10 protein-coding genes are annotated in these 12,643 nt (G+C 53.2%); 7 read left to right on the top strand and 3 right to left on the bottom strand.

What is annotated here, in order from left to right:
- From ispG to der, 5 genes are all read left to right on the top strand, one after another.
- Positions 1–1,122: a flavodoxin-dependent (E)-4-hydroxy-3-methylbut-2-enyl-diphosphate synthase gene (ispG, locus tag AB1N33_RS12310; protein WP_411271855.1), complete on the top strand. Its 1,122-nt coding sequence runs from the start codon at positions 1–3 to the stop codon at positions 1,120–1,122.
- Positions 1,123–1,207: 85 nt separating this feature from the next.
- Positions 1,208–2,476 carry a histidine--tRNA ligase gene (hisS, locus tag AB1N33_RS12305; RefSeq protein ID WP_411271854.1) on the top strand — a complete coding sequence of 423 codons (1,269 nt, stop codon included), beginning with the start codon at positions 1,208–1,210 and terminating at the stop codon, positions 2,474–2,476.
- 79 nt (positions 2,477–2,555) lie between these two features.
- Entirely contained in the window at positions 2,556–3,176 is a 621-nt protein-coding gene (locus AB1N33_RS12300; RefSeq protein ID WP_411271853.1) for a YfgM family protein, read from the top strand.
- A 45-nt stretch (positions 3,177–3,221) separates the two neighbouring features.
- Positions 3,222–4,463, top strand: coding sequence for an outer membrane protein assembly factor BamB (gene bamB / locus AB1N33_RS12295; protein ID WP_411271932.1), 1,242 nt, complete (start codon positions 3,222–3,224; stop codon positions 4,461–4,463).
- Positions 4,464–4,575: 112 nt separating this feature from the next.
- Complete coding sequence (der, locus tag AB1N33_RS12290; RefSeq protein ID WP_411271852.1) at positions 4,576–6,024, top strand: ribosome biogenesis GTPase Der; 1,449 nt, start codon at positions 4,576–4,578, stop codon at positions 6,022–6,024.
- A gap of 27 nt (positions 6,025–6,051) precedes the next feature.
- Here the strand turns inward: der and AB1N33_RS12285 are convergent, their stop codons facing one another.
- On the bottom strand, positions 6,052–7,131 hold the full coding sequence (locus AB1N33_RS12285; RefSeq protein ID WP_411271851.1) for a hypothetical protein: 1,080 nt from the start codon (positions 7,129–7,131) through the stop codon (positions 6,052–6,054).
- A gap of 210 nt (positions 7,132–7,341) precedes the next feature.
- The gene (gene xseA / locus AB1N33_RS12280; protein WP_411271850.1) at positions 7,342–8,703 is read right to left on the bottom strand and encodes an exodeoxyribonuclease VII large subunit; all 1,362 of its coding nucleotides are present in this window, start codon (positions 8,701–8,703) and stop codon (positions 7,342–7,344) included.
- 103 nt (positions 8,704–8,806) lie between these two features.
- On the opposite strand from xseA, the gene guaB reads away from it, so the two are divergent.
- Entirely contained in the window at positions 8,807–10,276 is a 1,470-nt protein-coding gene (guaB, locus tag AB1N33_RS12275; RefSeq protein WP_411271849.1) for an IMP dehydrogenase, read from the top strand.
- A gap of 75 nt (positions 10,277–10,351) precedes the next feature.
- On the top strand, positions 10,352–11,926 hold the full coding sequence (gene guaA / locus AB1N33_RS12270; RefSeq protein WP_411271848.1) for a glutamine-hydrolyzing GMP synthase: 1,575 nt from the start codon (positions 10,352–10,354) through the stop codon (positions 11,924–11,926).
- Positions 11,927–11,986: 60 nt separating this feature from the next.
- On the opposite strand, the gene AB1N33_RS12265 is transcribed toward guaA, so the two are convergent.
- On the bottom strand, positions 11,987–12,643 hold a 657-nt coding region (locus tag AB1N33_RS12265), incomplete at its 5' end, for an IS3 family transposase (RefSeq protein WP_411271847.1).

Raw genomic sequence — 12,643 nt, 5'->3', positions numbered from 1 at the left:
ATGTTTTCGACAAGTCCCATTACACGCAGAAAATCGACCCGGATTTATGTGGGTAACGTGCCAATTGGTGATGGTGCCCCCATTGCCGTGCAATCCATGACGAATACGCCGACTACCGACGTCGATGCCACAGTGGCGCAAATACGCCGAATTCAAGCTGTCGGCGGGGAAATCGTGCGTGTGTCTGTGCCTACTATGGACGCGGCTGAAGCGTTCAAAGAAATTCGCCAGCAGGTCACCGTGCCGCTGGTGGCTGATATTCATTTTGACTATCGTATTGCCCTTAAAGTCGCGGAATACGGCGTAGACTGCCTGCGGATTAATCCGGGCAATATCGGCAATATGGAGCGCGTACGCGCGGTCGTCGATTGTGCAAAAGACAAGAATATTCCAATCCGTATTGGTGTGAACGGTGGCTCGCTTGAGCGCGATTTACAGGAAAAATACGGCGAGCCGACACCTGAAGCCCTGGTGGAATCCGCCATGCGCCACGTCGACATTCTCGACAAGCTGAATTTTGACCAGTTCAAGGTCAGCGTCAAGGCGTCTGATGTATTCCTGGCGGTTGGGGCTTACCGCCTGCTGGCGAGTAAAATTGACCAGCCATTACACCTTGGCATTACCGAGGCGGGCGGACAGCGAGCGGGTGCGGTGAAAAGTGCGGTTGGTCTGGGCATGTTGCTGGCTGAGGGAATCGGCGATACGCTGCGCGTTTCGCTGGCCGCCGACCCGGTAGAAGAGATAAAAGTGGGCTTTGATATTCTGAAGTCACTGCGTATCCGTTCGCGCGGAATTAATTTTATTGCCTGCCCGAGCTGTTCACGCCAGGAATTTGATGTGATTGGCACAGTAAACGCGCTGGAACAGCGTCTTGAAGACGTACTGACGCCGATGGATGTCTCTATTATAGGCTGTGTGGTCAACGGACCTGGTGAAGCAGAGGTGTCTGATCTTGGCCTGACCGGTGCCCGCAATATGAGCGGTTTTTACGTTGACGGCAAGCGTCAGAAAGAACGTTTGCCCAACGACGACCTGGTCGACAGACTGGAGGCACGCATCCGTGCCAAAGCCGCGCAAATCGACAGTGCTAACGCCATTCCGGTTACCATGAAAGACGAGTAACTTCGTCCCTTCCAGCGTTGTTGTTTGTGTCAGAAGCCCCTATAATGCGGGGCTTTTCATTATTAAGCGGTTATGAGTATTTCAGGTGGCTAAAACAATTCAGGCTATTCGTGGTATGAACGACTGTCTTCCCGACGTATCGGGAAGCTGGCAGAAAGTAGAATCCGTTATCCGGCAGGTGGTGGCCAGCTATGGCTATCAGGAGATCCGCACGCCAATCGTTGAAAGCACCGATCTGTTTAAGCGTTCAATCGGCGAAGTGACAGACATCGTCGAAAAAGAGATGTACACGTTTGAAGACCGTAACGGTGACAGTCTTACATTGCGTCCGGAAGGGACTGCAAGCTGTGTGCGGGCCGGCAATGAACATGGTCTGCTGTATAACCAGCAACAGCGCCTGTGGTACATGGGCCCGATGTTCCGTCACGAACGTCCTCAGAAAGGACGCTATCGCCAGTTTCATCAGTTTGGCGTTGAAGCCTTTGGCCTGCCAGGGCCTGACATTGATGTTGAGGTTATCCTGCTTAGCGCCCGTCTGTGGAAAGCCTTTGGGATTGATCAGCATGTGCGCCTGGAGCTGAATTCTCTTGGCTCAAATGAAGCCCGTCAGCGTTATCGCGATGCACTGGTTGATTACCTGAAGGCGCGTGAAGATAAACTGGACGAAGACTCACGTCGCCGTCTTGAGTCGAACCCACTGCGAGTGCTGGACAGCAAAAATCCGGATGTACAGGCAGCAATTGCAGACGCGCCATCATTGCTCGATTATCTTGATGATGAATCCAAAGCGCATTTTGACACGCTGTGTGCGCGTCTGGATGCGGCAGGGGTCGCTTATCAGGTGAATCCGCGCCTGGTGCGTGGTCTTGATTACTACAACCGAACCGTGTTTGAGTGGGTCACTGACAGTCTGGGTGCCCAGGGGACGGTGTGTGCGGGTGGCCGTTATGATGGTCTGGTGGAACAACTTGGCGGTAAGCCGTCGCCGGCTGTTGGTTTTGCAATGGGCATGGAACGTCTGGTGCTGATGCTGTCAGCGTTGCAGGATAACCCGGACCAGTCGTCCGCCGATGTTTACGTCACCGCACTCGGTGAAGAGGTTGCCGGCTATGCAACGGAAGTGGCAGAATGCCTGCGCGATGCGCTGCCCGACCTGCGTATAGTGATGCATTGCGGTGGCGGAAACCTGAAAAAACAACTTAAGCGTGCTGATAAAACCGGCGCGCAGACAGCACTGCTGCTCGGCAGCGAAGAAATGAACGAGCGAAACGTCACCGTGAAGCCACTGGATGGGGGGGAGCAATATACTGTTGCCCTCGACGCACTGGCCGAAACGCTGGCAGCGCACAGGTAATAATTAAAAAGTAAAAGCGAGAAGGGAGTGCGTTGCCATCAGGCGCGTACTGACGCATAACGCGATAAGAGGTCAGGCGATGGAACAGTTCGCAACAGAAGAACAACAGGTAGAAGCAATTAAAAAGTTCTGGAAAGAACATGGTATGGCAATTGTTGTCGGTGCCTTACTTGGATTAGGTGGCCTTTACGGCTGGCGTTATTATTCCGATGCTCAGCTTGCAGAGCGCGAAGCGGCATCGGTCAACTACCAGACTGCCGTTGAGTCACTCGAAAATGCCAACGATGACCAGGCTCTGAATGCATTCATCGAAGCAAATCCTGATACCGGTTACACGTCCATCGCCAGCCTGGTGGCTGCAAAAGTGGCAGCCGATAAGGGCGATTTTGATACCGCGGCTAACCATCTGAACCGCGTGATGACAAACGCTGCAGACAGCAACCTGAAAACCATGGCAGGCGTTCGTCTGGCGCGTGTACAAATGGAAATGAACCAGCTTGATGGTGCGTTGTCTACGCTTGACAGCCTCAGCAACCCTGCCTTCGAAGCGCAGATTGCCGAGGTGAAAGGCGACGTCTACGTGCGTCAGGAAAAGTTTGACGAAGCCCGTCAGGCATACACACTCGCGCTGGAAAAAAATGCCAATAATCCGCTGTTACGGATGAAGCTGGATAACCTTGCTGTTGCAGCAGGCGCATAACAATAATACGAGGTACGCGATTTGTCTCTCACTCTGAGCGAACATATGGGGCGGGTTGCCCGCACACTGGGACTGGCGCTGACTCTGTCTTTCACACTGTCGGCCTGCACGACCATTGAAGACTGGTTTGGTGATGAAGAAGAACTGGAAATTCGGCGTTTAAAACCGATTGATGCTGAATTTGAGGCCGAAGTCCGCTGGGAAACCGACCTCGACGACGGTGTTGAAGGTTACTTTTCACGTCTGCGTCCTGTGTACGCCTACGAAAAGCTGTTTGTTGCTGACCGCCACGGTGACGTGCGTGCGCTGGATCCAACTAATGGTGACGTGATTTGGTCACAGAATTTTGCCATCTTCCGGGACGAAGGTTACATGGACTCGGTTTCCCGCCTGTGGCGTAGTGGTGAATCGGCACGTCTGGCCGGACTTGCTGCCGGCGATGGTAAAGTGTTTCTTGGGTCAGAAAACGGTGCGGTGATTGCGCTGTCCCAGGAGAACGGTGAACTGTTATGGCAGGCATCTATTCCGGGTGAAGTGCTGGCTCCTCCTGCACTGGATGAAGGTATTCTGGTCGTCAATACGGGCGCCGGTACGCTATTTGGCTTCAATGCCGAGACGGGTGAAGAGCTCTGGCGTCATGAAAGTGACACGCCGCCGCTGACATTACGTGGCATTTCTGCGCCCATCGCGTCAAACGGTGGTGCAATGGTTGGCACGGCAACCGGTAAGCTTCAGGTGAATATCCTCGACAGCGGTGTACTGGCCTGGGAAACGGCGATTGCTAAACCTTCCGGTGCAACGGAGCTCGAACGTATTGTTGATATTGATACGACACCTATCCTGTACGGTGGTACGGTATATGCGATTTCGTATAACGGAACGCTTGCCGCTGTTGAACTTCGCAGTGGACGGGTCATCTGGCAGCGTGAATATGGTGCGTACCAAAACCTGACCATGCAGGGCAACCGTTTGTTTGTTGTCGACACTGAGTCACATGTGTATGCACTGGATCGTCGTAACGGGGTAGAACTGTGGTCGCAAAGCTCACTCAAGAAGCGTTCGCTGACGGCAGCATTACCGGTGGGCGATCACCTGGTCGTTGGCGACAACTGGGGCTTTGTGCACTGGATTAACGCTGAAACCGGAAAAATCGTTGCCCGTCTTGATGTCGGCGGCGACGATGAAGACGACGCCATCTACGTTGAGCCACTAAAAGTTGGCGACGACATCGTCGTGGTTACCCGTTCCGGCACGGTAGCGGCGGTACGTCGACGCGACGCAAATTAAGCGTACACCCATGATGGCTGACGCGGACGCGCTTAGCCGTTATAATTAGCCTGTCTTGTGGCCGCGAAACCTCGCGGCCCGATTTGTTTCTATAAACCTTAGGATTGCAAGCATGTTGCCTGTTGTTGCCTTGGTAGGCCGACCCAATGTCGGTAAGTCCACATTGTTTAACCGCCTTACCAATTCCCGCGATGCACTGGTCGCAGATTATCCCGGACTGACCCGAGACCGAAAATATGGTCAGGCGAAGTTTGAGGGGCGTCAGTTTATCGTGGTAGACACCGGAGGGATCACCGGTGACGAAGAGGGTATCGATGCGCATATGGCGCAGCAGTCGTTAATGGCCATAGAAGAAGCTGATGTGGTGATGTTTCTGGTGGACGCGAGAGCTGGCCTGCTGCCTGCCGACCAGGGCATTGCCGATCATCTGCGTAAGCTGAATAAAAACGTGCTGCTGGTTGCCAACAAAGTGGATGGCATTGACGGTGACAGCGAAAGTGCGGAGTTTTACTCATTAGGCCTGGGAAGCGTGCATCAGATCGCGGCAGCCCATGGGCGCGGCGTCAGCCAGTTGATGCAGACCGGCCTGGGGCCGTTGTCCGCGCAATTCCCGGACATGCTGGCCGCGGAAGAGGTTATCTCCGACGAAGCAGAGGATGCCGAAGCACAGCGTGAGCGTCTGCAAAGCCTGCCGATCAAGCTGGCAATTGTCGGTAAGCCGAATGTCGGTAAGTCCACACTGACTAACCGTATTCTGGGTGAGGAGCGGGTTGTGGTATATGACCTGCCGGGCACCACCCGTGATAGCGTGTATATTCCTATGTCACGTGATGAGCGTGAATACATTCTGATTGACACGGCGGGCGTAAGAAAACGTGCCCGGATTACCGAGGCGGTTGAAAAGTTTTCTATTGTCAAAACCCTTCAGGCGATTGAAGAATCGAATGTGGTGTTACTGGTCATTGACGCCCGAGAAGGCATTTCAGATCAGGATCTCAGTCTGTTGGGTTTCGTGCTGAATTCCGGACGTTCTCTGGTGATTGCCGTGAACAAATGGGACGGGCTGAATACGGATGTGAAAGACGACATCAAACGGGAGCTCGATCGCCGACTGGGCTTTATCGACTTTGCCAGACTGCACTTTATTTCTGCGCTGCATGGCAGTGGAGTGGGTAACCTGTTTGAATCGGTTCAGGAAGCGTATGAAAGTGCGACGCGTCGGGTGAATACGGCGACGCTGACCCAAATTATGGAAATGGCGCAGGAAGATCATCAGCCACCGCTGGTGCGTGGCCGTCGGGTCAAAATGAAATATGCCCACGCCGGGGGCTACAACCCGCCCGTGATAGTCATTCATGGTAATCAGGTTGATGACCTGCCGAGTGCTTATAAACGCTACCTGATGAACTATTTCAGAAAAGCGCTGAATGTAATGGGAACGCCGATTAAGATTGAATTCCGGGAAGGTAGTAACCCGTTTGAGGGTAAAAAGAATCAGCTCACCCTGTCACAACAGCGTAAGCGTCGTCGTATGATGGCGTTCCACAGCAAGAAAAAATAAATGTCTGGCAGCAACATGCTGCCGTTTCTACTGAATGGCCGACGCACTGTCGGCCTGTTCTCTCAGCGTAGCCATCAGCACGGACTCCGAGGGTACTTTGATAGAGGTCATCGCCTCTGCGACCAAACTGTCTGAAAACCGCGATGGCAGGGTGGTGGTAATTTTGACAATTTTGTCTTCCTGCCTGAACACATAAATGCTGGCGTAAATTTTGTCGGTTGTCTCTGACTCCGCCATCAGGCTGAGTCGCAGACCGCCCTCGCGTTGTCCTGTCAAAGGAAACTGGCTGACAGGCTGGACTTCGCGCAGCGTCAGGTTGCGTGCCTGTGCGACCTGCCGGGCCTGCGAATAGTCGCGGTGGATTTCCTGCGCCAGGATGCTGGTTGTGTCAGATGCCAGCGATTGGCGGATAGGAAACACGTTGATGTCCAGCATGGCCTCCTGATAATCCGGGTGAACATAACGGCTGATAACACCTTCCATCGGGTCGGGGTACCATTCTGTCGTAATGCGGTCGAAGGCGTCGATTTTTTGTGGCACCAACATATCGTCGCGGTAGTTGCTGGCTTTCAGTGACTGGTAGAGGAAGTGCGATGAGAAGACATCACTGGATGACACGGAATCCCACCACTGGTTAATCAGTGATGCCGCCATGTCTTCATCGGAATCGCTGCCGGTGAACTGTTGCTTCACCACGGTACTGCTGAGTTCAACACCCCGCCAGACCACGGTAAATTCCGCAAACTGGGTGGATTGTACTGCCGTATTCCCATTGCCTGACAGAGTGGCAGAGACAGATTGCCAGAAGGTTTTTGGATGCTGCTGACCGAGATTTGCAATCAACAGCTCATAATCAGACCGGTGGGTGTCGCTGGCCAGCATTGACGCGGCATTCGGTGCATTCTTTATCGCTTTAAGAAATGCTTCGGGCGCAATCATATCCTCTACGCATGGTGTCGGGTTCTCACGACACTGCAGCGTCATGTTGTCACTCGGATAGGTCGAGTACAACGCCAGACCGGTAACCGGCAGGGACGGGGTTTCTGAAACGGCACTTACCTGAGAGGGGGCGTTGACAGCGCAACCGCTTAACCACAGAGAAGCCACAATACTTCCTGCTAGCGCCGTTATTCTGGCTTTGCTCAACAACACAGTAACACGTTCCTTTAACCCGACAACGGTATCCGCTATACCGTTCAAATGTTGTTCAGGATCGCTCAGACAGAGGTTGCCTGTCAATAACTGTGTGTCGGTTAATTAGTCGTAGACGGTAACCCCGTTTATGGCCCGACAGGACGGTGTCGGGCACAGGCAGGATCAGGAGCCGGCACGGCGCGTAACGCGGGTCACGGTACTGCTGATTTCACCGTCGCTGATGCGGGTGGTCAGGGTATCGCCTTCGGACACCTGAGCGACCGACGTAATGGTGGTCTCATTATCAAACGTGATCGAATAGCCGCGGGCCATGGTAGCGAGCGGGCTCACGGAGTTCAGCAGCTGTGCCTGGTTCGCCAGATTTTCGCGTGCTGAGGACAGGGTTCTTTGCATGGCGCGCTCAAGCCGTTGCTGCGCACGCTGCAATGCCACCTTTTTCTCAGTCAGCGTTTGCGCCGGATTGTTGCGCATCAGTTGTCTGCTCAGTTGCTCTTGGTAACGGTATTGTTCGCGCAGTCGCTGCGTGATTGCGGATTTCAGCGATTGCGTCATGTGACCAAGACGCTGAACCTGCGTCTTGATCTGTAACGCAGGATGCAATGCCCGCAGGTGCTGGAAACGGGCCTGTAATTGCTGTCTGGCAGAGACAATCTGCTGCGAAACTGCGCGGTTCAGTCGTGCAACCAGATTATCGACCTGTTGCATCAATGCCTGTGTATCGCGGCTCAGCAGTTCGGCTGCGGCGGAAGGGGTGGGTGCTCTCAGGTCAGCGACAAAGTCGGCAATCGTGATATCCACTTCGTGCCCGACGGCACTGACAATGGGCAGGTCAGATGATGCAATGGTTCTGGCCAGCGTTTCATCATTAAAGCACCAGAGATCTTCCATTGAGCCGCCACCACGGGTCAGCAGCAGCGCGTCTACTTCATTTCGACGGTTTGCGGTTTCAATAGCCCGGATAAGTTGGGCCGGGGCTGATTCGCCCTGTACCATCGACGGGTACACGATGACCTGGGTCGATGGACTGCGCCTCGCCAGCACGCTCAGTACATCATGCAGGGCCGCTCCGGTAGCTGAGGTAATCACCCCGAGTCTGGACACCGAGGCAGGCAAAGGGCATTTTCGCGCGGTATCAAACAACCCCTCCGCCAGCAGTTTTGCTTTTAGCGCATCAAATGCCTGCTTTAACCGTCCTTCACCATCATCCTCAAGGTGCTCAACAATCAGCTGATAATCTCCTCGCGCCTCATACAGACCAACCGAGGCGCGCACCAGAATTTTGTCGCCTTCTTTCGGGCGCTGACGTACCAGCCGGTTCGCATTACGGAACATGGCTGCTCGCACCTGGGCTTTATTGTCTTTTAATGTAAAGTACCAGTGACCGGACGACGCACTGACAAAATTCGACACCTCCGCAGACAACCAGACCAGTCCCATTTCGCTCTCTAAAAGGGTACGGGCAAGCCGGTTGAGTTTGGTCACAGTCAGGATTTGGCGCGGGTTTGCAGGCGGTGTTTGATACATACAACAAAAATTCATCAGGTTTACTACGAATAGAGTTTACCTGAAAACCAAAAAACACTACAATTGCGCCGCAATTAACCCTCAACTGAATAGGTGTTGTTGCATGCTCCGAATCATCCAAGAAGCGCTGACATTTGACGATGTGTTGCTGGTTCCCGGCTACTCGAATGTCCTTCCTCATACTGCCAATCTTCAAACCCGTCTGACCCGCGGCGTGACGCTGAATATTCCTATGGTTTCTGCAGCTATGGATACCGTGTCTGAGGCTCGTCTGGCAATTGCGCTGGCGCAGGAAGGCGGCATGGGCTTCATCCACAAGAATATGCGTCCTGAAGAGCAGGCAAAGCACGTACGTGAAGTTAAGAAATATGAGAGCGGCGTGGTGTCAGATCCGGTGACGGTTAATCAGGAAACCACCATCGGCGATGTTATCGCGCTGTCAAAACGTCTTGGCTACTCCGGCTTTCCGGTCACCGATGCAGACAGTAACCTGATCGGTATCGTTACCGGTCGGGATCTGCGATTTGAAAAGCGTCTTGAGCTGCCCATCAGTAATGTGATGACCGGGAAGGATGACCTGGTCACGGTGAAAGAAGGGGCAAGCTCAGATGAAGTGCTTGAGCTTATGCATGAGCACCGTATCGAAAAAATTCTGGTTACCGACAACGACTTTAAACTGAAAGGGTTGATCACGGTAAAAGACTTCCAGAAAGCGGAAAACAAACCAAACGCCTGTAAAGACTCGTTGGGTCGCCTGCGGGTTGGCGCTGCAGTCGGAGTGGGTCCCGGGACTGACGAACGCATTGCGATGCTGGTTGAGGCCGGTGTCGACGTGCTGCTGATTGACACGTCTCATGGCCATTCGCAAGGTGTGATTGACCGCGTTAAAGCGGTGCGTAAGACTTACCCTGATTTGCAACTGATTGCCGGTAATGTGGCAACCGCGGCTGGCGCACTGGCGCTGGTTGAGGCTGGTGTCGATGCGGTAAAAGTCGGTATTGGTCCGGGCTCAATCTGTACAACACGCATCGTTACCGGCTGCGGTGTACCACAAATCTCTGCCGTGGCTGACGCAGTAGAAGCGCTGAAAGACACCGACGTGCCAGTGATTGCAGATGGCGGCATTCGCTTCTCAGGTGATATCGCAAAAGCCATCGCGGCCGGTGCAAGCTGTGTAATGGTAGGCAGCATGCTGGCAGGTACTGAGGAAGCGCCTGGCGAAGTCGAACTGTACCAGGGACGTTATTATAAGTCTTATCGTGGTATGGGCTCGCTGGGGGCGATGAACCAAAGTCATGGTTCATCAGACCGTTACTTCCAGGACAGCAGCAATGCCGAGAAACTGGTGCCGGAAGGCATTGAGGGGCGTGTCGCGTACAAGGGACCGATTGCGAACATCATTCACCAGCAAATGGGCGGTCTGCGTTCAGCCATGGGGCTGACCGGCTGTGCAACCATTGAAGAAATGCGCACCAAAGCACAGTTTGTTCGTGTTACTGCTGCCGGTATGGGCGAGTCGCACGTGCATGATGTCAGCATCACTAAAGAAGCGCCTAACTACCGTTTAGGCTAACGCCCACGGTAAGCATTTACTACGACAGGCTGGTGATTCACCAGCCTTTGTATTTTCTGATTGACAGGTACCAGCATGACCAATATCCATGATCAACGCATTCTCATTCTTGATTTCGGCTCTCAATACACCCAGCTTATCGCCCGCCGTGTGCGTGAAATCGGTGTGTACTGTGAGTTGTGGGCGTGGGATGTCACCGAAGCGCAAATTCGTGAATTTAATCCGCAGGGCATTATTCTGTCAGGTGGCCCGGAGTCGGTCACTGAAGCCGGATCGCCACGCGCACCGCAGTATGTATTTGAGGCCGGCGTGCCGGTGCTGGGTATTTGCTATGGTATGCAAACCATGGCAGAGCAGCTGGGTGGCGGTGTTCTTGGTTCAGATGTGCGGGAGTTTGGCTATGCGCAGGTTGAGGTGATCAAGCCCAGTCCGCTGCTGTCTAAGATTGAAGATGCCATCAGCGACCACGGCAACGCGCTGCTGGATGTCTGGATGAGTCATGGTGATAAGGTGTCGGCTATTCCTGATGGCTTTGAAACCATTGCGCAGACGGCATCATGTCCCCATGCTGCGATGTACAATGCCGACAAACAGTTCTACGGCGTTCAGTTCCATCCGGAAGTGACCCATACCCGCCAGGGCATGCGCCTGCTCAGCCACTTTGTGATGGACATTTGTGGGTGTGAAAAGTTGTGGACACCGGACGCTATCATCGAGGATGCGGTTGAAAAAATTAAGGCGCAGGTCGGCGATGACGAGGTCATTCTTGGGCTGTCTGGTGGTGTTGACTCGTCGGTGACGGCGATGCTCCTGCACCGTGCTATTGGTGACAAACTTACCTGTGTATTTGTGGACAACGGTCTGCTGCGTCTGAACGAAGGCAGCCAGGTGATGGAAATGTTTGGTGACCATTTCGGTCTGAATATCCTGAAGATTGATGCCGAAGCGCGCTTCCTTGAGAAACTGGCCGGTGTGGAAGACCCTGAAGCCAAACGCAAAGTCATCGGTAATGAGTTTGTACGCGTGTTCGATGAACAGGCAGCATTGTTGTCCAATGCCAAGTGGCTTGCTCAGGGCACCATTTATCCTGACGTGATCGAGTCTGCGGGATCAGCCACCGGTAAGGCACATGTGATTAAATCGCATCACAACGTTGGCGGCCTGCCTGAAGATATGGAGCTGGGTCTGGTAGAACCGCTGCGCGAACTGTTCAAGGATGAAGTGCGTAAAATTGGCCTCGAACTGGGCCTGCCGTACGACATGCTGTACCGCCACCCGTTCCCGGGTCCTGGCCTGGGTGTGCGCGTGCTGGGCGAAATTAAAAAGGAATACTGCGACCTGCTGCGTCGTGCCGATGCCATCTTTATTGAAGAACTGCATGCGGCAGGCTTGTACCATAAAGTATCGCAGGCCTTCACGGTGTTCCTGCCGGTTCGCTCGGTTGGTGTGATGGGCGATGCGCGTAAATATGACTGGGTTGTGTCACTGCGAGCGGTGGAAACCATAGACTTTATGACAGCACACTGGGCACATCTGCCTTATGATTTCCTTGGTAAGGTGTCTAACCGCATCATCAATGAAGTGGATGGCATCTCCCGTGTCGTTTATGACATTTCGGGCAAACCGCCTGCCACGATTGAGTGGGAATAATCGTTTTTTGGACAAAAAAGGCAGGATAATTGAAGTGACCCCATAAAGTTGGACTCATTTCTAAGCGGCGACCAAGGCCTGATTTCGATATTGTATCGGACTCAGGCCTTTTAGTTTCAGCTTAATACGTTCGTTGTTGTAATAGTCGATGTATTCCTTAATGCTTTCAATCAGTTCGTCTGCGCTGTTGAAGACTTCTCCGTGATACATCTCGCTTTTTAATATGCCAAAGAAGTTCTCTGCAACGGCATTGTCTAAACAGTTTCCTTTTCTCGACATGCTCTGTTGTAAACCGTTTTCGTTAAGGTGACGCTGGTACCGCTTATTTTGGTACTGCCACCCCTGGTCAGAGTGAACGACGGGTTTCTCATGTGGCTTCAGCTTGCATGTTGCACGTCTCAGCATATCGGTTACCAGGGGTAATGCGACAGACTTACGCACCTCGTAACTCACAACCTCCTGGTTGAACAAGTCAATCACCGGCGATAAATAGACCTTCTGATTATTCACCTTGAATTCTGTCACATCAGTGACCCATTTTTGGTTGGGTCTTTTTGCAGTAAAATCGCGATTAAGCACATTCTCTGCGATGCTTCCGACATCGCCTCTGTAAGACCTGTAACGTTTCGGCCTTACCTTCGATTTGAGACCTAAGACCGCCATCAGGCGCTGCACGCGTTTATGGTTGATAAGCATCCCCATCGCCCTCAGTGCGTA

This window comes from Alteromonas nitratireducens, from assembly GCF_040812025.1.
GTDB classification, from domain to species: Bacteria; Pseudomonadota; Gammaproteobacteria; order Enterobacterales; family Alteromonadaceae; genus Alteromonas; species Alteromonas nitratireducens.
The sequence above is the reverse complement of the archived record's forward strand: the minus strand, read 5'-3'. Positions and strand labels throughout refer to the sequence as shown.